Source organism: Lentzea sp. NPDC102401, assembly GCF_044765805.1.
GTDB lineage: Bacteria > Actinomycetota > Actinomycetes > Mycobacteriales > Pseudonocardiaceae > Lentzea > Lentzea sokolovensis.
Map to the genome: position 1 here is coordinate 170,362 of NZ_JBIWKS010000015.1, position 25,068 is coordinate 195,429.

Sequence of the window (25,068 nt, forward strand, 5' to 3'; positions counted from 1 at the left end):
GAGACCCGAGGAGCGTGGGGTTGAGTCAAGACACCGAACCCGCTGCGACGGTTGTTCAACCGTCGGCGACCCGGCGTGTGCGTGCCCGCCTTGCGCGGCGCATCACCGCCCAACGTGCGGCCCCGGTGAAGCAGGTCCTCGAACCTCTCGCCGCCGTGCACCGTGACCTCCATCCCAAGGCCGATCTGGCGCTTCTGCAGCACGCGTACGACGTTGCCGAGGAGAAGCACCGCCCGCAGCGCCGCAAGTCCGGCGACCCGTACATCACCCACCCGCTCGCCGTGGCGACGATCCTCGCCGAGCTGGGCATGGACACCACGACGCTGGTGGCCGCGCTGCTGCACGACACCGTGGAAGACACCGACTACTCGCTCAACCAGCTCAAGGAAGACTTCGGCGAGGAAGTCGCCCGGCTGGTCGACGGCGTCACGAAGCTCGACAAGGTCAAGCTGGGGGCAGCGGCCGAGGCCGAGACCATCCGCAAGATGGTCATCGCGATGGCGAAGGACCCGCGGGTCCTGGTCATCAAGCTCGCCGACCGGCTGCACAACATGCGCACCATGCGGTTCCTGCCGCCGGAGAAGCAGGCCCGCAAGGCCCGTGAAACGCTCGAAGTGCTCGCGCCGCTCGCTCACCGCCTGGGCATGGCGACGGTCAAGTGGGAGCTGGAGGACCTCGCGTTCGCGATCCTGCAGCCCAAGAAGTACGACGAGATCGTCCGCCTGGTCGCGAAGCGCGCGCCGAGTCGCGACACGTACCTGCGCACCGTCGTCCAGGAGCTGAACTCGCAGCTCGAGACCGCTCGGATCGTCGCCAAGGTCGAGGGAAGGCCGAAGCACTACTACTCGATCAATCAGAAGATGATCGTCCGCGGCCGGGACTTCGACGACATCCACGACCTCGTGGGCGTCCGGATCCTCGTGGACGAGGTGCGGGACTGCTACGCCGCCATGGGTGTCGTCCACGCCGCCTGGCAGCCCATGCCGGGCCGGTTCAAGGACTACATCGCGCAGCCGCGGTTCGGCGTGTACCAGTCGCTGCACACGACCGTCATCGGTCCCGACGGCAAGCCGCTCGAGGTGCAGATCCGCACCTCCGAGATGCACCAGCGGGCCGAGTACGGCATCGCGGCGCACTGGCGCTACAAGGAGACCAAGGGCACGCACAACGGCAAGTCCGTCGAGATCGACGAGATGGCGTGGATGCGCCAGCTCCTCGACTGGCAGCGGGAAGCCGCGGACCCCGGTGAGTTCCTGGAGGGCCTGCGCTGGGACCTCGCCGCGCGCGAGATCTTCGTGTTCACCCCCAAGGGTGACGTGGAGACGCTGCCGACGGGGTCCACGCCCGTCGACTTCGCCTACTCCGTGCACACCGAGGTGGGTCACCGCTGCATCGGCGCCCGCGTGAACGGTCGTCTGGTCGCTCTGGAGCGCAAGCTCGAGAACGGCGAGGTCGTCGAGATCTTCACCTCCAAGGCGGAGGGTGCGGGCCCGTCCCGCGACTGGCTGAGCTTCGTCGCGTCCCCGCGCGCCAAGGCGAAGATCAAGCAGTGGTTCGCCAAGGAGCGCAAGGAAGAGGCGATCGAGCAGGGCAAGGACGCGATCACCAAGGAGGTCCGGCGCGTCGGGCTTCCGATCCAGCGTCTGGTCAGCGTCGACTCGATGCAGGCTCTTGCCAAGGAATTGCACCACTCGGACATGAGCGCGCTGTACGCGGCGGTCGGCGAGGGTCACACCTCGGCGCGCCACGTCGTGCAACGGCTCGTCGCGCAGCTCGGCGGTGTCGATCACGCCGAGGAGGAACTGGCCGACCGCGCCACCCCGTCCACGGTCACCCGGCGCCGCCCCACCGGCGACGCGGGCGTGATCGTCAAGGACGCGGGCGACGTGTGGGTGAAGCTCGCCCGCTGCTGCACCCCGGTGCCGGGCGACGACATCCTCGGCTTCGTGACGCGGGGCGGCGGCGTGTCCGTGCACCGCACCGACTGCACGAACGCGGAGGAGCTGCTGAAGTCGCCGGAACGGCTCCTCGACGTCGAGTGGGCGCCGTCGTCCTCCAGCGTCTTCCTGGTCGCCATCCAGGTGGAGGCGCTCGACCGGCACCGGCTGCTCTCGGACGTCACGAAGGTGCTGGCCGACGAGCGCGTGAACATCCTGTCGGCGTCGGTGACGACGTCGCGCGACAGGGTGGCCGTCAGCCGGTTCTCGTTCGAGATGGGCGACCCGAAGCACCTCGGCCACGTCCTGAAGGCCGTGCGCGGCATTGAGGGCGTCTACGACGTGTACCGCGTGACGTCGGCCTCGTAGAGCGCAGTCACTAGGGGCAAGCCATGTGAAAGGGCCCCCGGAGCGAAGTGCTCCGGGGGCCCTTTCAGGTCTGGCTGACTAGCTCGCGACCAGTGCCGACTTGATGTCGACCGGGGTCTTCGGCTTGCCGTCGCCCTGGCCGGGCTGCTGCGAGATCGTGCCGGTCTTCGCGACCTCGTCGATCTTCTTCAGCGACTCCTCGTCGACCGTGCCGAAGATCGAGTACTTCGGCTGCAGGTTCGCGCCGTCGCCGTAGACGATGAAGAACTGCGAGCCGTTGGTGTCCGGGCCCGAATTCGCCATGGCGAGCACGCCGCGGCCGTAGGTGAGCTCCGGGTAGACCTCGTCCTTGAACGAGTAGCCCGGGCCGCCCATGCCGTTGCCGCCGGGGTCGCCGCACTGCAGGACCTGGATGCCGGTGACGACGAGGCGGTGGCACGTCGTGCCGTCGAAGTACTTCTGCTTGGCGAGGTTCACGAAGTTGTTCACCGTGCACGGCGCGAGCGCGCGGTCCAGGTTGAACTTCAGGTCACCGATCGAGGTGCCGAGCGTGACGCCGACCGTGCCGGTGGCGGGCTGCTCGCCGTTCGCGGGCGGCGTGTTCTCCTTGGCCGCCGGCTCCTGGCCCTTCGTGTATTCACAGTTCACTTTTTCCGGGAGCGCGGCCGGGCGCTTCGGGATCTGGTGCAGCGCGGTGGGAATGTTCTCCGCCTTGTCCACCGACTCCTGGGTGGGAGTCTCCGACGCGGCGGCGTCACCATTACCGAAGACGTCGTTAGTCGCGAGGAACCACACGCCACCTCCGACGAGAGCAACAACGACGACCGTCGACACGACGGCGATGATGCGACGCTTCTTGGCCCGCTCCTGGCGGTAGACCATCTGACGCTCAAGCTTGCGCTTGGCTGCCGCGCGTCGCTGCTCGTTGGTGGGCACGTGCTCCCTCCCCAGGGACTCATGCGAATAGGGCGGTCGGCTCGGCAGTCTAGGGCCTGGGCATATGAGCTTTGTGTGGTGGTTAGGCTGTCGTTGAACAGGGAGGTCATTTTCGTGCTCGTGATCGGGTTCCCGACTGGTGCGCTCCAGGCGAACTGCTTCGTCCTGGCGGCCGGTGAGGGCGAGCCCTGCGTGATCATCGACCCCGGTCAGGACGCGGTCGAACCGATCGAACAGGCCCTGCGCCAGCACCGTCTCGCGCCTGTCGCCGTGCTGCTCACCCACGGGCACTTCGACCACACCTTCTCCGTCACCCCTGTCTGCGACGGCAACGACATCCCCGCGTACATCCACCCGGATGACGTAGCGATGCTCGCCGACCCGTTGAAGGGCATCAGCGCCGAGTCGGCCGCCTTCTTCGGCGGGAACCTCGAGATGCGCGAGCCCTCGGAGGTGCGCGAGCTCACCGACGGCGCCGCGCTCGACCTCGCCGGCCTGCAGATCACCGTCGACCACACGCCGGGCCATACCGGCGGGTCGGTGATGTTCCGCTCCGGCGTGCAGGAAGGGGGTCGCCTGGTGATCTCGGGTGACACGCTCTTCGCCGGTTCCATCGGACGCACCGACCTACCTGGCGGTGACCACTCACGCATGGTGTCGTCTCTGCAGAACAAGGTCATGACCTTGCCCGATGACACAGTGGTGCTGCCCGGCCACGGCCCGACGACGACCATAGGCCGCGAGCGTGCGACGAACCCCTACCTGCTTCAGCTGCAGGACGATGCTCCGGCCGCCCCGCACCGAGGACTCTGAGAAACGTGTTTTCCGCACCCAAAGGCGTTCCCGACTACATCCCGCCGACGTCCGCCGCGTTCGCGCACGTCCGGTCGACGCTGACCCGTGCCGCCGAGCTCGCGGGCTACGGCTACATCGAACTGCCGGTCTTCGAGGACACGGCGTTGTTCTCGCGCGGTGTCGGCGAGTCGACCGACGTCGTGACGAAGGAGATGTACACCTTCCTCGACCGCGGTGACCGCTCCATCACGCTGCGCCCCGAGGGCACCGCGGGCGTGATGCGGGCCGTGATCGAGCACAGCCTCGACCGCGGCTCGTTGCCGGCGAAGCTCTACTACGCGGGCCAGTTCTTCCGCGCCGAGGCCCCGCAGGCCGGCCGGTACCGGCAGTTCCACCAGGTTGGCATCGAGGCCATCGGTATCGACGACCCGGCGCTGGACGCCGAGGTCATCGCCGTCGGTGACGCCGGGTTCCGCGCGATCGGCCTCACCGGCTACCGCCTGGAGCTCACGTCCCTGGGCGACGCGAACTGCCGCCCGGCCTACCGCGAGCTGCTGCAGGCGTTCCTCGCGAAGCTGCCGCTGGACGAGGCGACTCGGCAGCGCGCCGAGCTGAACCCGTTGCGCGTGCTGGACGACAAGCGCCCCGAGGTGCGCGCGCTGGTCGCCGAGGCGCCGCTGATGGTGGATCACCTGTGCGACGCGTGCCGTGAGCACTACGAGCTCGTCAAGGGGTACTTGACCGAGCTGGGCGTGAAGTTCGTCGAGAATCCGCGCATGGTCCGCGGCCTCGACTACTACACGAAGACGACGTTCGAGTTCGTTCACGACGGTCTCGGCGCCCAGTCGGGCATCGGCGGCGGCGGTCGCTACGACGGCCTGATGGAACAGCTCGGCGGACAGTCGCTGTCCGGCGTCGGCTTCGGCCTCGGCGTCGACCGCGCGCTGCTCGCGGCCCAGGCCGAGGGCGTGCTGCCGGAGTTCAGCCGCGTCGACGTGATCGGCGTGCCGCTGGGCGAGGCGGCGCGGGCCCGCCTGGTCGCGATCGCCGGCGAACTGCGTGCCGCTGGCGTGCGCACGGACCTGGTCTACGGCGGTCGGTCGATGAAGGCAGGCTTCAAGGCCGCCGACAAGTCGGGCGCGAAGCTGGCGCTCGTGCTGGGCGACCGCGGCCTGGAGGCGGGCAACATCGGCGTGAAGACCCTCGCGACAGGCGAGCAGGTCGACGTGGCGCTGACCGACGTGATCGAGGCCGTGCAGGCGGCGCTCAAGCCGTCCGCACTCGTGGCCGCTGTGCCGGGCGGCGTCGAGGGCCTGGCGTCCGACGCGGGAGCCGTGGCGGCTGAGGCGGTGCGAGAGACTCCGTGAGCGACGACAAGCTCGTTCTCGACCTGCTCGACAAGGCGACGGTCCGCAAGCGTGCGCGCATGGTGGCGATCGGCGGCATCATGGTCGCTCTCGCCTTCGGCGCGATCGTGGGCCTGATCGGTGGCCGCTGGCCCGGCGTCATCGCCGGGCTGATCGTGTCGGTGCCGGTGATCCTGCTGGCGATGTCCGAGGCGCGCCGCACGGTGTGGCTGGAGGGCACGACGGTCTACGTGCGGGCGTTCGGGACGCGCAAGGTCGACCTGGCCGTCGCGGACGGTCTCGACCTGCTGGTCACCGACCTGCGTGGCGCGCGGACCGTCGGCCTGTTCGTGCGCGGCAACAAGAAGGCGATCAACATCGCCCTGTCGATGTACGCGGGCACCGGCGGCCGCGAGCTGGGCGTCTACCAGCTCCGCCGCCTGGCCGACGCGCTGGCCGCGCGTGGTGACACGCCTGGTCTGGTGTTCTCGGAGCTGCTTGTCGCCCAGTTGCGGGCCGAGGCGCGCGGGATGGCGGCGGCGGAACGGCCGCTGTACCGGCTCGGGTCGCTGGCTCCGGCCGGGCGGATGGCGCAGAAGCTCCATCCGGACGCCGTCTCGAAGTTCGTCACGTCACTGGACTGAAGTCCCAGAGCCCGGATGGCGTCACCTCGTGGCGGCCTCCGGTTCTCAGGTGCCCCAGAGGCCCGAGGGCGGTGCGGGGGACAGGATCGCGGTCGCGTCGGTGGTGACGGGCGCGCCGCCGATGAACTTCGTCAGCCCCGTGCCGTGCTCCACCCGGCCGGGGAACGGGTCTCCCGCCGTCGCGCGGGTGAGTTGCTGCATCGGCAGGCCGTTGTGCGAGGCCATGATCACGAAGTTGCCGAAGCGCCGGCCCCGGAAGACGCCCGGTTCGGCGAGCACGCAGACGTGCTCGAACACCGAGCGCACGGTCGCGCACTGGGCCCGTGCGAACTGCAGGCCGTTGCCGTCGCCGATGTTCGCCGTGTAGATCCCGTCGTCGGCCAGTGCCGTGGACGCCTGCTTCACGAACTCGACCGACGTCAGGTGCGCGGGCGTGCGGGCTCCCGCGAAGCAGTCGCTCACGATCAGGTCGAACGAGCCGGGACGTGCCTTGACCAGCACGGCGCGGGCGTCACCTGTGGTGATCTTCACTCGCGGCGGCGGCGGGAGTTCGCGGCGGACGAACGCGATCAGTCCGGCGTCGATCTCGGCCACCTGCTGAGACGCCCGAGGCAGTAGATCGGCCACGTAGCGCGCTAGCGTGAGAGCGCCACCACCCAGGTGGAGCACCCGCGAAGGCGCGGTGAGATCGACGATGTGACCCAGCCGGCGGACGTACTCGAACTCCAGATAGGTCGGGTCGTCCAGGTCCACATGCGACTGTGGGGTTCCGTTGACCCGCAACGTCCAGGATCGTCGTCCGCCGAGATCGGGGACCAGTTCGGCGACGCCGGAGTCGATCGACTCGGTGATCGCCTCGGTGTCGGGCCGCTGTCTTCCCACTGCTCTATTGTCTCACCGGGTGTGTCAGTCCAGAGGAGGACCCAAGTGCAGGTTGTCGCGAACGTTCTGATCGCCCTCGTGGCGGTGATCCATCTCTACATCGTGGTGCTGGAGATGTTCCTCTGGACGACGCCGCGCGGCCAGAAGGCGTTCGGCCTCACGCCGGAGTTCGCGCAGGAGTCCAAGGCCCTCGCGGCGAACCAGGGCCTTTACAACGGCTTCCTCGCGGCCGGCCTCATCTACGCGCTGATCCGCCAGGACTTCGGCGCGTCCGTGCTGTTCACGGTGTTCGTGATCGTCGCGGGGATCTACGGCACGTTCACGGCGAGCCGGAAGATCTTCTTCGTGCAGGTGGTGCCTGGCGTGCTGACGCTGCTCTTCGTGCTCCTGGCTCACTAGGACGTTCCCACGGCCCCTTGTCGGGGTCGTAGCCGGTGAAGAGGTCGCCCTCGATCCGCGCGGGCCGTGGTGTCACGGGCTGTGTTTTCACGGGCTTCGCGGGTCGCTTCACGGTCTTCGGTTCGGGCTTGGACTTCGGTTCGGGCTCAGGCTCGGGGTCGGAGACCGCGATGGGGGCGACCTCCTGGCGTACCGCGACCAGGGCGGCCAGCGCCGTCGTCACCGGGATCGCCGCCACCAGGCCGATGCTGCCGACCAGGGTCCGCACGATCTCCTGGGCGATCTGCTGCGAGGTCAGGATCTCGCCCATCGACCGCCCGGCCAGCGAGATCGCCAGCAGCAACGGCAGCGCCGCGCCCGCGTAGGCCATCACCAGCGTGTTCACGACGGACGACATGTGGTCGCGCCCGATCCGCGAGCCCGCCGCGAACAGCTCGCGCCACGTCAGCTTGTCGTTGGCCCGCCGAAGCTCCCACACCGCGCTGGTCTGGGTGACCGTCACGTCGTCGAGCACGCCCAGCGCGCCGATCAGGGTTCCGGCGAGCAGCAGCCCGCGGGTGTCGATGCTGGTGCCGAGCAGCGTGACGAGGTTCGTCGTGTCCTCGTCCAGGCCGGTCAGCTTCGACAGGGCAGAGAACAGCGCGCCCAGCACCCCGATCAGCGCGAGGCTGACCAGCGTTCCGAGCACCGCGGTCGACGTGCGCGCCGATATGCCGTGCGTCAGGTACAGCACCACGAACATGATCAGTCCGGCGCCGACCACCGCGACCATCAGCGGGTTCTGGCCCGCGAGGATCGACGGCATGACGAACAGCACCAGCACCACGAAGCTCAGCAGCAACGCGCCCAGGGCCGCGAGTCCCTGCCATCGCCCGAGCAGCAGCACGGCCGCCGCGAACAGCAGCGCCAGCACGGCGAGCGACCAGCCGCGCTGGAAGTCGACGATCTGGTACGACTCGGCGGCCTGCGGCTGACTGCCCGCGTAGGACAGCACCACCTCGTCGCCGAGTTGGAAGCTCGGCGCTCCGGGGCCCTTCACGCTCGGGATCGTGATGCTCTGCCCGCTCGCGGCGCCGTCGGTCATCTTCACGGTCACCGCGACGCACTTCTCACCGCAGTTCTCGGCCACGCCGGTGACGACGGCCTCGACCGGAGTCTGGTGCAGTCCGATCTCCGCGCCGGTCTTCTGCTCGACCCCGAACGGGTAGAGCAGCGCCGCGCCGACGATCGTGGCCAGTGCCAACGGCACCAACAGCCACATCAGCAACGTGCGCACGCGCTCCGAGGCGGGTTCTACTGGTTGCGCATGGCTATGCCCGTGACCGTGACCCACGCGCGACATCCTGCCTCATGAGATGTTCGACGGCCGTGACGGCTGACGCGAACCTGTCCTCGGTGAGCTTGAGCCACGGCACGCCGCGCCGCGTGAGCTCGCGTTCGAACAGGCCCGTCATCCACTCGCGGAGGTGTTCGCCGTCACGCCAGCCGTCCTGTTCGAACGGAACGCCGACGTGGTCGGTCAGCAGGTACAGGTCCGGTTCGGTGCCGAGGAAGAGTTCCGGCCGGAAACCCAGGTAGCGCTCGCCCCAGACGGTCGCGGCGAACGCGTCGTTGTCCGCGACGACCAGCGGTGCGGTCTCGGCCTGGATGCGGCGTTCCTGCTCGTGCGCAACGTCTTCGAAGTCGCCCAGCGTCCACACCAGACTGTCCACGGTGGCGTGCGGATCGAACGATCGTGCGGCGGTGAGTTTGTGCTCGGTGTGTTCGCGGCCGTACTCGGGGATCCACGGCGCTTTGAAGTGCTCAGCGAGCTGTGTGGACAGTGTCGTCGTGCCCGTGCTCTCGGCGCCGACGACCACGACCTTCCAGCCGAGGCCGCGCTGGGTCGACGGAGCAAGGTGGTGCCAGTTCGCGACGGGATCGGTCCGCATCGCCGTGCCGGAGACCGGGTGCGTGAGGCGGTCGAGGTCGACGAGCACGTGCCGCGCGCCGAGCCGTTCGGCCAGTTCGTCGCCGTACTTCTCGCTGGAGAACACGACGTCGACCGGGGCTTTCGACGGGTCCCCGTCCGCGATCGCCCGCCTGGCCAGGACCGCGCGCGTCAGTGCGACGTGCAGGTCCCAGATCTCGTCGGAGTCGAAGTCCATCGGGTGGTCGTCGAGGTCGCCGATGATCCGCACGCCCGGAGTCGCGGCGTGCGTCTCGGTCAGCCAGCGCACGCGGTGTTCGAGAGGGAGGGTCTCGTGCGAGGCCGCCAGCACCGTGACGGTCGTGCGAACGCTCCGAGAGGCCGCCGTCTCGATGAGGTGGTGATGCCCGTTGTGCGGCGGGTAGAACTTGCCGAGCACGAGGGCGTGTTCGAACTCCTTCACACGCGCACCTCGTCCTTCATCCAGTTACGCAGCCCGATCACGCACAACACCATGAACCCCACGTACAACACTGCCGTCAGATAGAGCTCCTTGTACGCGTAGAGCGGCACGTAGATCACGTCGGCGGCGATCCACAGCCACCAGCACTCGATCTTCTTGCGGGCCTGCCCCCAGGTCGCGAGCAGCGACAACACCGTCGTGACGGCGTCCCAGAAGGGCACGGTCGACTCGGTGAACGTGGTCAGGACCCAGTGCAGCAGTCCGGTTCCGAGCACGCCGGCGACCGCGAGCCAGATCCACTGCGGCGTCGTCGTGCGGCTGACGTGCAGCGTGCTGTGCTGGTCGCCGCCGCGCAGCCACGCCCACCAGCCGTAGACGGCGAGAACGACGTAGACGACCTGGAGCCCGGAGTCGGCGTACAGGCCGCTGCCCCAGAACAGCACGAAGAACGCGATGTTGTTGGCGATGCCGATGGGCCAGTTCCAGGCGTTTTGCCTGGCCACGAGCCACACGCAGAGTGCTCCGGTGATGAAGCCCGCGATCTCGACAACCTTTTCGGGTGACACGTGCGCTCCTTGACCGCTGTTCGAACATGTGTTCGAATCGAGGTGTGCGATGGGACGGACAGAAACTCGAGGCAGAGCCGCAGCAGGCGCTACCGGGGCTACCGGGACTGGTGCGCAGCGTACGAACTCCTGAGTTCGCGGACGTGGTGTTCCACGAGGTCCGCGCCAAATCCGTGCTCAACGGAGTGCCGGGTTCGTCGCTGCCCTTCTCGTGGACGGTCAACCCGTATCGCGGCTGCTCACACGCCTGCACCTACTGCCTGGCCGGTGACACGCCGATCCTCATGGGCAACGGCCGCACCAAGCCGTTGTCCGAGATCCGGGAGGGCGATGAGATCTACGGCACCGAACTGGTCGGCAACTACCGGCGCTACAAACTCACGACCGTGCTGGCGCACTGGGAGACGCGCAAGATCGCGTACCGGTTGACGCTGGAGGACGGCACCTCCGTGGTCGCCTCGGGTGACCACCGCTTCCTGACCGACCGCGGCTGGAAGCACGTGACAGGTGAAACGGCGGGCACTGGCCGTCGTCCGCACCTCACGACCGGCAACAAGCTGATGGGCACGGGGGCTTTCGTCGAGCAGCCCGCCGTGACCGACGACTACCGCCGCGGCTACCTGCGCGGCATGGTGGACGACGAGCACGAGATCCGCATCCCCGCGGCCGACATCGAGGCCATGGACCGCACCCGGGAGTATCTCGACTACTTCGGTGTGCGAGAAGGGAGGGGATTTCTGCCCCAAGTGCGCGAGCTCGCGCACTGGCAGATAGCCCCGAACCCCGACTGGCTCAAGGGATTCCTGGCCGGCGCGTTCGACTACCTCGGGACCTGCTCGCGCAGCATCCTGCGGATGTCGACGCGCAACGCCACCGTTCTGGAAGCGATCTGCTTGGCGCTCAAGCACTTCGACTTCGACTTCGCGATCGAGGAACTGCGTCGCCGTCGTGGCGTGCGGGTCGTGCGGTTACGCGGAGGACTGCGGGAGAACCTGCGCTTCTTCCACACCGTCGACCCGGCGATCACCCGCAAGCGCGACATCGACGGCGTGGCGATCAAGTCGCAGCAGCCGCTCGGCGTCGTGTCCGTGGAGCCGCTGGGGGAGATGACGCTCTACGACATCTCGACCGGCACCGCGGACTTCATCGCCAACGGAGTGGTGTCCCACAACTGCTTCGCGCGCAAGACCCACTCCTATCTGGACCTCGACACCGGCAAGGACTTCGACAACCAGCTCATCGTCAAGGTCAACGCGGGGGAGGTGCTGTCGCGCCAGTTGCGTTCCTCGAGGTGGAAGCAAGAGCACGTGGCGCTGGGCACGAACACCGATCCGTACCAGCGGGCGGAGGGGCGGTACGCCTTGATGCCAGGGATCATCGAGGCGCTGACCGCCTCCCGCACGCCCTTCTCGATCCTGACGAAGGGCACGCTGCTGGCACGGGACCTGCCGCTGTTGTCGGCCGCCGCGCAGGTCGTGCCGGTCGGGATCGCGGTGTCGCTGGCGTTGATGGACCGGGATCTGCACAAGTCGCTGGAGCCCGGCACGCCGACGCCCGCCGCTCGGCTCGATCTGGTGCGGAAGGTGCGGGAGGCGGGCTTACCGTGCGGGGTGTTCGTGGCCCCGGTGCTGCCCGAGCTGACGGATTCCGTCGAGCAGCTCGACTTCCTGCTGGAGCAGATCGCGGCCGCCGGAGCCACTGGCGTGACCGTGCTGCCGTTGCACCTGCGCCCTGGGGCCAAGGAGTGGTTCGCTGCCTGGCTTCGCCGCGAACACCCGGATCTCGTCGAGACGTACCGGTATCTCTACGGACGCGGGTCCTATGTGGACAAGCGGTATCGCGCCCGGCTCGCGGCGCGGGTCGTGCCGTTGATCGAGAAGCACGGCCTGGTGCCGCGCGGGCGTCCCACCGAGGCCGTCACCGGTGTGCCCGGTGACGACGACGGCGTGTGGCCCGACGGCAGCCTGCCGGTGGGTGTGCCGGCGCCGCGCGTGGATCAGGAACAACTCACCCTGCTGTGAACTTCAGCGTGAGGAGCACCCTCTTCCCCAGGGTGTCCTTCGCGCGGTCTACTCGGCCCAGCCGCCCTGGGCCATCGTCTGGAACTTCCACTCGCCGTCGACCCTCGTGAGCAGGTCGCCGTAGCGGACCGTCATCCCGTTGATCGTGCCGTCCGTGATGACGAAGACCAGGTTGTCGTTGATGAAGTGCGGCGTCCTGGTGGACTCCATCTGCACGTCACCGCCCAGCTGTGCCCCCATCTCCTTCAGGAACGTCTCGCGGTCCCACGACGTGGCCGAGCCGTCGGTGACCGTGTTGATCGGGAACAGGGCCATGTCGGCCATCGCCTCGACGTCGCCCTTGACCGCGAGCTCGTCCCACTTCGCAAACCACTGCATGACCTCGTCGTACGCCATACCGTACATTGTACGGAACTTAGGCGCTGCCGACCACCGCGGTGGTGTCCTCGCTGGTCACGAGCTTGGCGTCGAGTCCTGCGGCGGTGAAGGCCTGGAGTGCGGCCGGTGCCTGGCGTTCGCTGGTCTCGCTCATCAGGTGCCCGCCGGGGCGCAGCCAGGTCGCTGCCTGCACTGCCACGCGCCGCATCACCTCAAGACCGTCCACGCCGCCGTCGAGCGCCACCCGTGCCTCGTGGTCACGGGCTTCGGTGGGCATGAACCGGATGTCGTCGGTCGGCACGTACGGCACGTTGGCGACCACGACGTCGATGTGGCCCTTGAGGTGCGTGGGCAGGGCGTCGAACAGGTCGCCCTCGAACACGTTCGTGAGGTTCTGGCGCGCGCACGCCACGGCCACGGGGTCGATGTCGGCGGCGTAGACGGTGGCGGCCGGCAGTCGGTGGTGCAGCACCGCGCCGACCGCGCCTGATCCGCAGCACAGGTCGACGACCAGGCCGGGCTTCAGGTCGGTGGCCAGGTCCACCAGCAGTTCGGTGCGGTGGCGCGGGACGAAGACGCCCTTCGTGACCACGATCCGTTGCCCGCAGAACATCGCCCAGCCGACGGCGTGCTCCAGCGGCAGCCCGTCGACCCGCTGCCTGATCAGCTCTTCGAGGTGCTGCTCGTCGCGGGCGGCTTCTTCCAGTAGTGCGGCCTCTTCCTCGGCGAAAACGCAGCCGGCGGCCCGCAGTCGTTCCACGATGCTCATCGCGCCGGACGCTAGCAGCGGCATTTACAAGCAGGCTTGACTGTTTGTTTGTTCGGCGGAACACTCGGGAGCGTGGAGACGAGGCAGCGCCAGGCCGACCGCAGCCGCGAGACCAAGCGGAAGCTGATGGAGGCGACCGTCGAGTGTCTGGTGGAACGCGGCTGGTCAGGCACGACGACGACCGAGGTGGCCGAACGCGCCGGGGTGTCGCGCGGCGCTCAGCTGCACCACTTCCGCACGCGCGGTGAGCTGGTGGCGGCGGCCGTGGAGCACGTGGGCGCGGAGAGCGTCGAGGTGCTCAAACGGCGCGCGGAGATCGCCGAGAAGACCACGCACGCCGTGGTGGAGCTGATCGCGGACTTCCACGCCAGCGACCTGTTCACCGCGGCCCTGGAGCTGTGGGTGGCCGCGCGCACCGATCCGGAGCTGCGCGAGCAGGTGCTGGAGCTGCAGGCACGGCTGGGCCGCGAGGTGTACGGGCTGGCGCTGGAACTGCTCGACGTCGACGACACCAGGCCGGGTGTGAAGGACGCGGTGCAGGCAACCCTTGATCTCGTGCGCGGGCTGGCGCTCGCCAACCAGCTCGCCGACGACGCCAAGCGCCGGGCGCACGTGGTGCGTTACTGGGCGCGGATGCTGGAGGAACAGCTGTGATCACCGAACTGCTGGCCGATCTCGACGCCGAGTCGCGCTCGCTCGACGAGATCGTGTCGGCGGCGGACGACTGGTCGGTGCCGACTCCCGCCGAGGGCTGGACGGTCGGGCACCAGATCGGCCATCTCATGTGGACGGACAGGGCGTCGGTCCTCGCCATCACCGACCCCGAGGCGTTCCAGGCGCAGCCGCTGACCGCCGACATCGTCGACCGGACGGCGGCGGAGGCCGCGGTGCTGCCGGACCTGCTGGAGTTGTGGCGGGACAGCCGGAAGTCGTTGCTGGAGCACCTCGCCCAGGCCTCCGGGAAGATCCTGTGGTTCGGGCCGCCGATGAGCCCCGCCTCGATGGCGACCGCGCGGATCATGGAGACCTGGGCGCACGGGCAGGACGTCGCGGACGCGCTCGGCGTGGTGCGGGAACCGACCGCGCGGATCCGGCACGTGTGCCACATCGGGGTGCGGACCATGGGGTTCGCGTTCCTGCTCAACGGGTTGGCGGCGCCCACAGCCGAGGTGCGGGTGGAGCTGACCGGGCCGGGCGGGGAGTCGTGGACCTGGGGGCCTGAGGACGCCGAGAACCGGGTTTCCGGGCCGGCGCTGGACTTCGCGTGGCTGGTGACGCAGCGGCGCAACCGCAAGGAGCTCGCGATCGAGGCCTCCGGCCCGGTCGCGGAGGAGTGGGTGCCGATCGCGCAGGCGTTCGCGGGGCCGCCCGGTGGTGGCCGGTGATCAGGATCGGCAACGCGTCCGGGTTCTACGGCGATCGGCTCTCCGCGATGCGGGAGCAGCTCGAAGGTGGCCACCTCGACGTCCTGACCGGTGACTACCTCGCCGAGCTGACCATGCTCATCCTCGGCCGCGACCGGATGAAGGACTCGTCGCTGGGGTACGCGAAGACGTTCCTGCGGCAGATGGAGGACTGCCTGGCGCTGGCGCTCGACCAAGGCGTCAAGATCGTCGTCAACGCCGGCGGGCTCAACCCCGAGGGCCTCGCGCGCAAGCTCAGTGACCTCGGAGTCAAGGTCGGGTACGTCACCGGGGACGATCTCAAGGCGCGGTTCCCGGAAGCCCTGACCGCCAACGCCTATCTGGGCGCGTGGGAGATCGCCGAGTGCCTGAACCAGGGGGCGCAGGTCGTGGTCACCGGGCGCGTCACGGACGCGAGTCTGGTGGTCGGGCCTGCCGCGGCGCACTTCGGGTGGGCGCGCGACGACTGGGATCGGCTCGCGGGAGCCACGGTCGCCGGGCACGTGCTGGAGTGCGGGACGCAGGCCACGGGCGGCAACTACTCGTTCTTCACCGAGATCGACGTGACCCGGCCGGGGTTTCCGATCGCGGAGATCGACGAGGACGGGTCGTGCCTGATCACCAAGCACGACGGCACGGGCGGCGCGGTCACCACGGACACCGTTACGGCGCAACTGTTGTACGAGATCGGGGCGCCGGAGTACCTGGGGCCGGACGTCACCACGCACTTCGACACGATCCGGCTCAGCGAGCACGAGCGCGGCGTCAGGATCAGTGGTGTCAAGGGGAGTCCGCCACCGGACACCTTGAAGGTCTGCCTGAACACGTTGGGCGGGTTCAGGAACTCCACGACGTTCGTCCTCACCGGACTGGACGTCGACGCCAAGGCCGAGCTCGTCCGGCGGCAGCTCCACGACGCCATCGGTGAGGAAGGGCTGACGTGGACCCTGGCCAGGACTGATCAGCCGGACGCGGCCACCGAGGAGCAGGCGAGCGCGTTGCTGCACGTCACGATCAAGACGCCGGATCCCCAGCGGGCCAAGGGGTTCAGCCGGGCCGCGATCGAGCTGGCGCTCGCGAGCTATCCCGGGTTCCACGTGACGGCGCCGCCCGGTGACGGGACGCCGTTCGGGGTCTACCGGGCCGCGTACGTGAACCGTGACGAGGTCAGTGCCAAGGCGGTGTTGCTGTGAAGCGGCCACTGGGAACGATCGCCGGCGCGCGCAGCGGCGACAAGGGCGGGGACGCGAACCTCGGCGTGTGGGTTCGCACCGAAGAAGCTTTCGAGTGGCTCAACGGGTTTCTCACCACCGAGAAGCTGAAGGAGCTGCTGCCGGAGGCCCAGAACGTCAGCAGGTACGAGCTGCCGAACCTCAAGGCGCTCAACTTCGTGCTGCACGGCCTGCTCGGCGACGGGGTGGCGAGCAGCACGCGGTTCGACCCGCAGGCGAAGGCGCTGGGCGAGTGGTTGCGCGGAAGGGTTGTCGAGATCCCCGAGGAGCTCCTGTGATCACGAAGGACCTGTACGAGCGGAAAGAACTCAGGGCACTCGTCCGCGACTTCACCCGCAAGGAGATCGCGCCGCATATCGGCCAGTGGGAACGCGACGGCGAGGTTCCGCGCGAGCTGCACAAGAAGGCGGCGGAACTCGACCTGCTCGGCATCGGGTTCGAGCACGGTGACCTGCTCGACTCGGTGGCGCTGACCGAGGAGATCATCCAGAACGGCGGGTCGTCCGGTGTGATGGCCGCGCTGTTCACGCTCGGCATCGCGATCCCGCACATCTGGCAGTCGAAGAACGACGATCTGATCGAACGGTTCGCGAAGCCCGCGATCCGGGGCGAGAAGATCGGCAGCCTCGCGGTCACCGAGCCCGGCGCCGGGTCCGATGTCGCGGCGATCAGGACCAGGGCGGTCAGGGACGGCGATCACTACGTCGTCAACGGCGAGAAGACGTTCATCACCTCGGGCTGCCGCGCGGACTTCGTGACGACCGCGGTGCGGACCGGCGGCGAGGGCTACCAGGGCATCTCGCTGCTGGTGATCGAGGACGGGTTCACCCGGCGCAGGCTCGACAAGATGGGCTGGCACTGCAGCGACACCGCCGAACTGCACTTCGACGACGTGCGCGTGCCGGTGGCGAACCTGGTCGGCGAGGAGAACCAGGGGTTCGCGCTGATCATGCAGCAGTTCCAGGTCGAGCGCGTGACCATGGCGGTCGAGGCGTACGCGACGGCGCAACGGGCGTTGGACCTGACCGTCGAGTGGACGCGCAACCGCGAGACGTTCGGCAAACCGCTGATCAAGAACCAGGTGGTGCGCCACAAGCTCGCGCACATGGCGCAGAAGATCGACCTGGCGCGGACGTACACGCGCGAGGTCGCGGCGCGGATCGACCGCGGCGAGGACTGCGTGACCGAGGTCTGCTTCGCGAAGAACGCCGCCGTGGACGCCTGTTCCGAGGTGGTCGACGAAGCGGTGCAGTTGCACGGAGGCATGGGCTACATGCGGGAGTCCGAAGTGGAGCGTCACTACCGGGACGCCCGCATCCTCGGCATCGGGGGCGGGGCGAGTGAAGTGATGACCGAGCTCGCGGCACGACGATTGGGGTTCGCCTGATGGGCAACAGGGAGGCGCTGCTCGCGAAGATCGCGGGGCTGGACGCCGAGCACGCCAAAGCGCTCGCGGGCGGTGGGCCGAAGTACGTCGAGCGGCACCACAAGCGCGGCAAGCTCCTCGCCCGTGAACGGGTCGAGCTGCTCATCGACGAGGACAGCCCGTTCCTGGAGCTGTCGCCGCTCGCCGCGTGGGGCACCGACTTCCCGGTCGGCGCGTCGGTCGTCACGGGCATCGGGCGGATCGAAGGCGTCGAGTGCGTGATCGTCGCGAACGACCCGACGGTGCGCGGCGGCTCGTCGAATCCGTACACGCTGCGCAAGTCGTTGCGGGCCAACGACATCGCGTTGCAGAACCGGCTGCCGCTGGTCAGCCTGGTCGAGTCGGGCGGCGCGGACCTGCCGACGCAGAGCGAGATCTTCATCCCCGGCGGCCGGGCGTTCCGCGACCTGACCCGGTTGTCGGCGGCGGGCATCCCGACGATCACGGCGGTGTTCGGCAACGCGACGGCCGGCGGCGCGTACGTGCCCGGCATGTCCGACTACGTGATCATGATCAAGGACCGCTCCAAGGTGTTCCTGGGTGGTCCGCCGCTGGTCAAGATGGCGACCGGGGAGGACTCCGACGACGAGTCGCTGGGCGGCGCGACCATGCACGGCGCCACGTCCGGGCTCGCGGACTTCGTGGCCGAGGACGAGACCGACGCGATCCGGCTGGCCCGCCGGGTCGTCGCGCGGCTGAACTGGCGCAAGCTCGGACCGGAACCGGCCGCGATCGAGGAGCCGAAGTTCGACGCCGACAGCATCCTGGACGTCGTGTCCGAGGACCAGCGCGTGCCGTTCGACCCGCGGGACGTCATCGCGCGGCTCGTCGACGGGTCGCACTTCGACGAGTTCAAGCCGTTGTACGGCAACAGCCTCGTCACCGGGTGGGCCCGCGTCCACGGCTACCCGGTCGGCATCCTCGCCAACGCGCGCGGCGTGCTGTTCAGCGAGGAGTCGCAGAAGGCGACGCAGTTCATCCAGCTGGCCAACCAGAGCGACACGCCCTTGGTCTTCCTGCAGAACACCACCGGCTACATGGTCGGTGCCCAGTACGAGCAGGGCGGCATCGTCAAGCACGGCTCGATGATGATCAACGCTGTCTCCAACAGCCGGGTGCCGCACCTGACGATCACGATGGGCGCCTCGTACGGCGCCGGCAACTACGGCATGTGCGGCCGGGCCTACGACCCTCGCTTCCTGTTCACCTGGCCCAACGCCAAGTCGGCGGTGATGGGGCCCGCGCAGCTCGCGGGTGTGCTGTCGATCGTCGGACGGCAGGCCGCGATGGCCAAGGGGCAGGAGTACAACGAGGAGCACGACGCCGCCATGCGCAAGATGGTGGAGGCGCAGATCGAGGAGCAGTCGCTCGCGCCGTTCCTGTCCGGGAAGCTCTACGACGACGGCGTGATCGATCCGCGCGACACCAGGACCGTGCTCGCCCTCTGCCTCTCCGCTGTCCACAGCGGACCGATCAAGGGCGCCGACGGCTTCGGCGTCTTCCGGATGTGAGCCCAGAAAAATGAGCACCGTGATCAAGACCCTCCTGATCGCCAACCGCGGCGAGATCGCCCGCCGGATCATCCGCACGTGCCAGGACAACGGAATTCGCACGGTCGCGGTGTTCTCCGACCCGGACGCCGATTCGCCGCACGTCCGCGAGGCCGACTTCGCGGTGCGGTTGCCCGGTGCGTCGCCCACCGAGACCTACCTGCGTGCCGGCCTGCTCGTCGAGGCGGCGACGAAGGCCGGTGCGGACGCCGTCCACCCCGGTTACGGGTTCCTGAGCGAGAACGCGGACTTCGCGCGCAAGGTCCAGGCGGCAGGCCTCACCTGGGTCGGGCCGGAACCGGACTCCATCGAGGCGATGGGCTCCAAGGTCGCCGCGAAGAAGCGGATGGCCGCCGCGGGCGTGCCGACGTTGCCCGAACTGGACCCGGAGACCGTCACGGAGTTCCCGGTGCTGATCAAGGCGTCGGCCGGTGGTGGTGGCCGGGGCATGCGGATCGTGCGCGAGAAGGCCGGGTTCGCGGACGCACTGGCGAGTGCGCGGCGCGAGGCCGAGTCGGCGTTCGGTGATCCCACGGTGTTCTGCGAGCCGTTGCTGGAGCACGCGCGGCACGTCGAGGTGCAGATCCTCGCCGACACGCACGGCACGGTCTGGGCGCTCGGCGAACGCGAGTGCTCGATCCAGCGGCGGCACCAGAAGATCGTCGAGGAGTCGCCCAGCCCGGCGGTCACCGACGACGTGCGCAAGCGTTTGTTCGCCGCGGCGACGGCGGCCGCCGAGTCGATCGGGTACGTCGGCGCGGGCACCGTCGAGTTCATGCTGAAGGGCGAGGACTTCCACTTCCTGGAGGTCAACACCCGGCTGCAGGTCGAGCACCCCGTCACCGAGCTCGTGCACGGCGTGGACCTGGTCGAGTGGCAGCTCCGGATCGCCGAGGGCGCTCGACTGCCGGCGGACGTGCCGCAGCCGCGCGGGCACGCGATCGAGGTCCGGCTCTACGCCGAGGATCCGGCGAACGACTGGCGCCCGGCGAGCGGCACGCTGCACCGGTTCCACGTGCCCGGCGACGTCCGGCTCGACAGCGGCGTCGAGGACGGGTCCGTGGTCTCCGTGCACTACGACCCCATGCTGGCCAAGGTGATCGCGTACGCCCCGACGCGCCGGGCGGCCGCCCGCAAGCTCGCCACGGCGTTGGAGAGCGCCCAGATCCACGGCCTGGTCACGAACCGCGCACTGCTCGTGGACGTCCTCGGGAACGAGGCGTTCCTCAACGGTGACACGCACACCGGGTTCCTGACCGAGCACGACTTCAGCCGAAACGTTGACCCGCAACCGTTTGCGCGTGCGGCAGCTCTGGCTCAGGCGGCGAGCAGGAGGATCGGGCACCTGCCGCTCGGCTGGCGCAACGTGCGGTCGCAGCGGCCGAAGGCGAAGTTCCTGGTCGGTGAGGAGCTCGTCGAGGTCGAGTACGACCCCGCGCAGGCGACTACCGGCGTGATCGCGCTGGATCTGGACGGGGTGCGGACCCCGTTCCACGTCGCCCGCTACGGCGATCTGGTCGAGGTGGACTCGCCGCGCGGGTCCCTGTCGTTGAAGGTCGTGCCGCGCTTTCCCGAACCGGAGACGAAGCTCGCGCCGGGCGCCACCATCGCGCCGATGCCCGGCACCGTGGTCAGGGTGAGCGTTCAGCAGGGCGATGTGGTCGAGGCCGGTGCCGAACTCCTGGTGCTGGAGGCCATGAAGATGGAACACCGCGTGCTCGCGAACAACGCGGGCACCGTCACCGAACTCCTTGTCGAGCAAGCCCAGCAGGTCAACGCCGGAGATGTCCTGGCAGTGGTAGCCGAAGAGAGTGGAGACTGATCGTGAGCTTCGTCGAGTCCGATGAGCGGATCGCGCTGCGCAAGGCAGTCTCCGAGTTCGGCGCCAAGTACGGCCACGACTACTTCATCGCCAAGTCCCGCGCGGGGGAGAAGACCACCGAGCTGTGGGAGGAGGCCGGCAAGCTCGGCTACCTCGGCGTGGCCGTGCCCGAGGAGTACGGCGGCGGTGGCGGTGGCATCGGTGACCTCGCGGCGGTGTGCGAGGAGCTGGCGGCGGCGGGATGTCCGTTGCTGCTCATGGTGGTGTCGCCGGCGATCTGTGCCACGGTGATCGCCCGGTTCGGCACGGACGAGCAGAAGTCGAAGTGGCTGCCCGGTTTCGCGGACGGCACGCTGAAGATGGCGTTCGCGATCACCGAGCCGGACGCGGGGTCCAACTCGCACAAGCTGAAGACGCACGTCCGGCGCGACGGTGACGACTGGATCCTCAAGGGCACCAAGACGTACATCTCCGGCATCGACGAGGTCGACGCCGTGCTGGTGGTCGCGATCCAGGCGACCGGGCCGGTGCTCGTGGTCGTGCCGACGAACTCCGAGGGCTTCACCCACCACCAGATCGAGATGGACCTCGTGGCGCCGGAGAAGCAGTTCACCCTGTTCTTCGACGACGTCCGGCTGCCGTCCGACGCCGTCGTGGGCTCGCCGGACCAGGGGCTGCTGCAGGTCTTCGCCGGTCTCAACCCCGAGCGGATCATGGGCGCGAGCATGGCCACCGGGTCGGCGCGGCTGGCGATCGGCAAGGCGGTGTCGTACGCCGGGCAGCGTCAGGTCTGGGACCGTCCGATCGGCGCGCACCAGGGCCTCTCGCACCCCCTGGCGAAGATCCACATCGAGATCGAGCTGGCCAGGCTGATGACGCAGAAGGCGGCCGCGCTCTACGACTCCGGCCGCGACAAGGAGTCTGGCGAGGCCGCGAACATGGCCAAGTACGCGGCGGGCGAGGCGATCGCGGCGGCCGTCGACCAGGCCATCCAGACGCACGGCGGCAACGGGCTGAGCTCCGAGTTCGGGCTGGCGTCGATGCTTGGCATGTCCCGGCTGTCCCGCATCGCGCCCGTGTCGCGGGAGATGGTCCTCAACTTCGTCGCGCAAAACTCGCTGAAGTTGCCCCGGTCCTACTGACACACTGCCCCGCATGGGGACTTTCAGCACTTCAGACGGCGTCGGCCTCGTCTACCACGGCGAGGCCGGCGATCCGTTGATCTGCCTGCCCGGCGGGCCGATGCAGGCGTCGTCGTACCTGGGCGGACTGCCGCTGGACGACGTGATCAGGCTCGACCTGCGCGGCACCGGCGACTCGGAGAAGGCCGCGGCCTACCGCGTCGATCTTCAGGTCGGCGACGTGGAGGCGTTGCGCCGGCACCTCGGGCTCGATCAGATCAGGCTGCTCGGCCACTCCGCGGGCGCCGCCCTCGCGATCCTGTACGCGACGCGGTTTCCGCAGCACGTCAAGGAACTCCTCCTCGTCGCACCGAGCCCGCGGGTCGTCGGCATCGACGTCACCGACGACGACCGCAGGGAGATCGCGCTGCGGCGCGGCGGTGAGCCCTGGTACGCCGAGGCGATCAAGGGGTTCGAGGAGATCTGGGCTGGCAACGTGACGCCAGAGGCGTTCGCGAAGATCAGCCCGTTCTTTCACGGCCGCTGGGACGACGCGGCGCGGGCGCTGGACGACCACCCGCGCAACCCCGAGGCCGCCCAGGAGTACTACGCGGAAGGCGCGTTCGATCCGCATCAGGTCCGCGAGGAGCTCGGGAATCTCGACGTGCCAACACTTCTGGTCGCGGGCGAGTACGACGTGGCGTTGCCGCCGAACCGTGCGCAGGAGTACGCGAAGCTGTTCCCGCGCGCGACGCTGGTCGTGCAGTCCGGCGCCGGTCACTTCCCCTGGGTGGACGACCCCGAGGCGTTCGTGGCGGCGGTCCAGCGCATTCCGTAAAGACCAGGGCCGAAGTCGAGCGCGGCGGCGTGCGCGTAGCCCCCTTCGTCCACGGGGGCCGGGCGGGTGCCGCCGGGCATTTCCGTTCCCGCCGGGCCGGAAGCGAATTGCTCGCAGGACGCGGGCGGGGACTCGGCCGGGAATTTGATCTCCAGGACGTAGTCGTGGACGCGCTCTCCGAAACGCCGGAAATGCATGTGCTCGACGGTCGGACGTGGATAGATCAATTCGTACTCGATCGCGATCGACTCGCCGGCGGAGATCGGTTCGTCGAACAACAGCTCCGCGACGAGCACGCCGTTCGTGCGTTCCCGCGCGATCCGGCCGACCCGGCAGGAACGGACGGCGGTGAGCGCGGGCTGCGCGGAACCTGTTTCCTGGCACAGGATCCAGCGGTCCACATTGGCGGAACTGGCCTGCAGGACCTGCCGTGAGCGGACACCGCGCACACCACCGCAGGGCGCGACGTCGACCCGGTCGTGCTGGGCGGTCAGCAGCAGGCCGGAACCGTCCCACGGCGCCCGCGACGACGGCTCCCGCCTGCGCGAACGGCCACGCGGCCGCGGCGGGCCCAGCAGGCGGCTCAGGGCGGTGTCCTGCAGCCCGAGGACGTTCTCCAGCTGCGCGAGCGCCATCAGCGACTCGGGCCGCTCGGGTCTGCGCCGACCCGACTGCCAGTAGCTCAGCGCCGTCACGCTGATCGGCGCGCCCCGCACTTTCAGGCGGTGCTGCAGCCGTTCCAGACTGAGTCCCCGCACCTGGATCGCGACCCGCAACGCGTCCGCGAACGGACCCGTCACGAGAAGGTCGGCGAGCTCCTCGCGCGGTGGGTAAATCGTGAGCATCGCTCCTCCGGTTTCACGGAGTCAAGGTCGGAAGGCTATCGGCAGCAAAGGGAGCGCGGTACAGCCGATCGGCGGTTTTGTCCGGGTTCGAAACTCGGCAGGTTCAGATCTCGGGACTATTACGCCGCCAATACGCCCCGATTGGGTTCCTGAGCATCCCTGCGACGAACAGGACTACACAATGCGCAAGACCGCAACTCTGCTCGGCTCGGCGGTCATGATCGCGGCGTTCGCGGCACCCGCGATGGCCGCGGTGGGCGAGATCCGGGTGTCACCAGGTGAGAACATCGCGGGCAGCTTCATCGTCAAGTTGAAGGACGGCGGGGTCACCGCGAGCGCGCAGACTCTCGGTTCCCGGTTCGGCGGCCAGGTCGGGTACGTCTACGACACCGTCTTCCAGGGCTTCTCGGTCAAGATGAGCGACGGGCAGGCGCGCAGACTCGCCGCTGACCCCTCCGTCGAGTACGTGGAACGCGACCAGGTCGTCAGCACCCAGGCCACGCAGGTCAACCCGCCGTCGTGGGGCCTCGACCGGATCGACCAGCGCAACCTGCCCCTCGACCAGCGCTACACCTACAACAGCACCGGCTCCGGCGTGAACGCTTACATCGTCGACACCGGTGTCCGCATCACGCACCGCGACTTCGGCGGCCGGGCTCGCAACGGCTACGACTTCGTGGACAACGACGCCGTCGCGCAGGACGGCAACGGTCACGGCACGCACGTCGCCGGCACCGTCGCGGGCACGCTGCACGGTGTGGCGAAGCAGGCGAACATCATCGCCGTCCGCGTGCTGAACAACTCGGGCTCCGGCACCATCGCCGGTGTCGTCGCGGGCGTCAACTGGGTGGCGTCCAACCACGTCAAGCCCGCTGTCGCCAACATGTCGCTCGGCGGCGGCGCCAACACCTCGCTCGACAACGCCGTCTCGGGCGCGATCACGCGCGGCGTGACGTTCGCGGTCGCGGCGGGCAACTCCAACACCAACGCGGCGAACACCTCGCCCGCGCGTGTGGCGGCGGCGTTGACCGTGGGCTCCACCGAGCGCACGGACGCCCGCTCCTCGTTCTCCAACTACGGCCCCGTGGTGGACGTCTTCGCGCCCGGCGGTGGCATCACGTCCGCGTGGAACACCAGCGACACGGCCACGAACACCATCTCCGGCACCTCGATGGCGTCGCCGCACGTCGCCGGCGTGGTGGCCCGCTACCTGCAGGGCAACTTCAACGTGACGCCCGCGCAGGTGGCGACCGCGATCACCTCCAACGCCACCAACGGCAAGGTGACCAACCCCGGAGCGAACACGACCACGAGGCTCCTGTACTGGCCGCCGACCAGCTGATCGCGGCCACTTCGGATGTGCGGCCCCGGCTCCCTGTGAGCCGGGGCCGTTTTCCCTGCGAACGAAAGGAAGTCT

The 25,068-nt window shown here is 68.8% G+C and carries 21 protein-coding genes and 2 pseudogenes; 15 read left to right on the forward strand and 8 right to left on the reverse strand.

Going from position 1 to position 25,068, the window contains the following annotated elements:
- The first annotated feature begins 20 nt into the window (after nucleotides 1-20).
- Complete coding sequence (locus ACIRG5_RS39800) at nucleotides 21-2,306, forward strand: RelA/SpoT family protein (protein WP_402914976.1); 2,286 nt, start codon at nucleotides 21-23, stop codon at nucleotides 2,304-2,306.
- Between the two features lie 78 nt (nucleotides 2,307-2,384).
- Here ACIRG5_RS39800 and ACIRG5_RS39805 read toward each other — a convergent pair whose 3' ends face one another.
- Nucleotides 2,385-3,242 (reverse strand): peptidylprolyl isomerase, encoded by an 858-nt coding sequence (locus ACIRG5_RS39805; RefSeq protein ID WP_402914979.1) that lies wholly within the window; start codon nucleotides 3,240-3,242, stop codon nucleotides 2,385-2,387.
- A gap of 114 nt (nucleotides 3,243-3,356) precedes the next feature.
- Here ACIRG5_RS39805 and ACIRG5_RS39810 point away from each other — a divergent pair, with 114 nt between their 5' ends.
- From ACIRG5_RS39810 to ACIRG5_RS39820, 3 genes and pseudogenes are all read left to right on the forward strand, one after another.
- Nucleotides 3,357-4,055: an MBL fold metallo-hydrolase gene (locus ACIRG5_RS39810; protein WP_402914981.1), complete on the forward strand. Its 699-nt coding sequence runs from the start codon at nucleotides 3,357-3,359 to the stop codon at nucleotides 4,053-4,055.
- Nucleotides 4,052-5,311, forward strand: a pseudogene (hisS, locus tag ACIRG5_RS39815) (histidine--tRNA ligase); the annotation flags it as partial. The gene ACIRG5_RS39810 and the pseudogene hisS, both read left to right, overlap by 4 nt.
- An 89-nt stretch (nucleotides 5,312-5,400) precedes the next feature.
- The gene (locus ACIRG5_RS39820; RefSeq protein WP_402914984.1) at nucleotides 5,401-6,027 is read left to right on the forward strand and encodes a hypothetical protein; all 627 of its coding nucleotides are present in this window, start codon (nucleotides 5,401-5,403) and stop codon (nucleotides 6,025-6,027) included.
- Nucleotides 6,028-6,072: 45 nt separating this feature from the next.
- Here ACIRG5_RS39820 and ACIRG5_RS39825 read toward each other — a convergent pair whose 3' ends face one another.
- Nucleotides 6,073-6,909, reverse strand: a complete 837-nt coding sequence (locus ACIRG5_RS39825; RefSeq protein ID WP_319978864.1) for a fused MFS/spermidine synthase — start codon at nucleotides 6,907-6,909, stop codon at nucleotides 6,073-6,075.
- A gap of 45 nt (nucleotides 6,910-6,954) precedes the next feature.
- Here ACIRG5_RS39825 and ACIRG5_RS39830 point away from each other — a divergent pair, with 45 nt between their 5' ends.
- The gene (locus ACIRG5_RS39830; RefSeq protein WP_319978865.1) at nucleotides 6,955-7,308 is read left to right on the forward strand and encodes a DUF1304 domain-containing protein; all 354 of its coding nucleotides are present in this window, start codon (nucleotides 6,955-6,957) and stop codon (nucleotides 7,306-7,308) included.
- Here the strand turns inward: ACIRG5_RS39830 and ACIRG5_RS39835 are convergent.
- The 3 genes from ACIRG5_RS39835 to pnuC are packed head-to-tail and all read right to left on the reverse strand — an operon-like array spanning nucleotide 7,229 to nucleotide 10,246.
- Nucleotides 7,229-8,584 (reverse strand): YibE/F family protein, encoded by a 1,356-nt coding sequence (locus tag ACIRG5_RS39835; RefSeq protein ID WP_402914987.1) that lies wholly within the window; start codon nucleotides 8,582-8,584, stop codon nucleotides 7,229-7,231. The genes ACIRG5_RS39830 and ACIRG5_RS39835 overlap by 80 nt on opposite strands.
- Nucleotides 8,585-8,618: 34 nt before the next feature.
- Nucleotides 8,619-9,680: an AAA family ATPase gene (locus ACIRG5_RS39840; protein WP_402914989.1), complete on the reverse strand. Its 1,062-nt coding sequence runs from the start codon at nucleotides 9,678-9,680 to the stop codon at nucleotides 8,619-8,621.
- Nucleotides 9,677-10,246, reverse strand: coding sequence for a nicotinamide riboside transporter PnuC (pnuC, locus tag ACIRG5_RS39845; protein WP_402914991.1), 570 nt, complete (start codon nucleotides 10,244-10,246; stop codon nucleotides 9,677-9,679). Before pnuC ends, ACIRG5_RS39840 begins: the two co-directional genes overlap by 4 nt.
- 26 nt (nucleotides 10,247-10,272) lie before the next feature.
- Here pnuC and ACIRG5_RS39850 point away from each other — a divergent pair, with 26 nt between their 5' ends.
- Nucleotides 10,273-12,267 (forward strand): intein-containing Rv2578c family radical SAM protein, encoded by a 1,995-nt coding sequence (locus ACIRG5_RS39850; protein ID WP_402914994.1) that lies wholly within the window; start codon nucleotides 10,273-10,275, stop codon nucleotides 12,265-12,267.
- Between the two features lie 48 nt (nucleotides 12,268-12,315).
- Here the strand turns inward: ACIRG5_RS39850 and ACIRG5_RS39855 are convergent, their stop codons facing one another.
- A complete protein-coding gene (locus tag ACIRG5_RS39855) occupies nucleotides 12,316-12,663 on the reverse strand; it encodes a nuclear transport factor 2 family protein (protein ID WP_402914997.1) in 348 nt (115 codons plus the stop codon).
- A 19-nt stretch (nucleotides 12,664-12,682) separates the two neighbouring features.
- On the reverse strand, nucleotides 12,683-13,414 hold the full coding sequence (locus ACIRG5_RS39860) for a putative protein N(5)-glutamine methyltransferase (protein WP_402914999.1): 732 nt from the start codon (nucleotides 13,412-13,414) through the stop codon (nucleotides 12,683-12,685).
- Between the two features lie 126 nt (nucleotides 13,415-13,540).
- Between ACIRG5_RS39860 and ACIRG5_RS39865 the strand changes: the two genes are divergently transcribed.
- The 8 genes and pseudogenes from ACIRG5_RS39865 (at nucleotide 13,541) to ACIRG5_RS39900 (ending at nucleotide 22,806) form a co-directional block, all read left to right on the forward strand.
- Nucleotides 13,541-14,068: a TetR/AcrR family transcriptional regulator gene (locus tag ACIRG5_RS39865; RefSeq protein ID WP_402915159.1), complete on the forward strand. Its 528-nt coding sequence runs from the start codon at nucleotides 13,541-13,543 to the stop codon at nucleotides 14,066-14,068.
- Entirely contained in the window at nucleotides 14,065-14,799 is a 735-nt protein-coding gene (locus ACIRG5_RS39870) for a TIGR03084 family metal-binding protein (protein WP_402915002.1), read from the forward strand. Before ACIRG5_RS39865 ends, ACIRG5_RS39870 begins: the two co-directional genes overlap by 4 nt.
- Before the next feature lie 47 nt (nucleotides 14,800-14,846).
- Nucleotides 14,847-16,327: pseudogene (locus ACIRG5_RS39875) on the forward strand (acyclic terpene utilization AtuA family protein).
- Nucleotides 16,324-17,436, forward strand: a complete 1,113-nt coding sequence (locus tag ACIRG5_RS39880; RefSeq protein ID WP_402915004.1) for an acyl-CoA dehydrogenase family protein — start codon at nucleotides 16,324-16,326, stop codon at nucleotides 17,434-17,436. Before ACIRG5_RS39875 ends, ACIRG5_RS39880 begins: the two are co-directional and overlap by 4 nt.
- Nucleotides 17,436-18,986, forward strand: coding sequence for an acyl-CoA carboxylase subunit beta (locus ACIRG5_RS39885; RefSeq protein ID WP_402915007.1), 1,551 nt, complete (start codon nucleotides 17,436-17,438; stop codon nucleotides 18,984-18,986). The genes ACIRG5_RS39880 and ACIRG5_RS39885 overlap by 1 nt, the downstream gene beginning before the upstream one ends.
- A gap of 19 nt (nucleotides 18,987-19,005) precedes the next feature.
- Nucleotides 19,006-20,847 carry an acetyl/propionyl/methylcrotonyl-CoA carboxylase subunit alpha gene (locus ACIRG5_RS39890; protein WP_402915009.1) on the forward strand — a complete coding sequence of 614 codons (1,842 nt, stop codon included), beginning with the start codon at nucleotides 19,006-19,008 and terminating at the stop codon, nucleotides 20,845-20,847.
- Between the two features lie 2 nt (nucleotides 20,848-20,849).
- The gene (locus ACIRG5_RS39895) at nucleotides 20,850-21,989 is read left to right on the forward strand and encodes an acyl-CoA dehydrogenase family protein (RefSeq protein WP_402915012.1); all 1,140 of its coding nucleotides are present in this window, start codon (nucleotides 20,850-20,852) and stop codon (nucleotides 21,987-21,989) included.
- A gap of 13 nt (nucleotides 21,990-22,002) precedes the next feature.
- Complete coding sequence (locus tag ACIRG5_RS39900) at nucleotides 22,003-22,806, forward strand: alpha/beta fold hydrolase (protein WP_402915014.1); 804 nt, start codon at nucleotides 22,003-22,005, stop codon at nucleotides 22,804-22,806.
- Here the strand turns inward: ACIRG5_RS39900 and ACIRG5_RS39905 are convergent.
- On the reverse strand, nucleotides 22,746-23,651 hold the full coding sequence (locus ACIRG5_RS39905) for a hypothetical protein (RefSeq protein WP_402915016.1): 906 nt from the start codon (nucleotides 23,649-23,651) through the stop codon (nucleotides 22,746-22,748). The genes ACIRG5_RS39900 and ACIRG5_RS39905 overlap by 61 nt on opposite strands.
- A gap of 181 nt (nucleotides 23,652-23,832) precedes the next feature.
- Here ACIRG5_RS39905 and ACIRG5_RS39910 point away from each other — a divergent pair, with 181 nt between their 5' ends.
- A complete protein-coding gene (locus ACIRG5_RS39910; RefSeq protein ID WP_402915018.1) occupies nucleotides 23,833-24,993 on the forward strand; it encodes a S8 family peptidase in 1,161 nt (386 codons plus the stop codon).
- Nucleotides 24,994-25,068 lie beyond the last annotated feature (75 nt).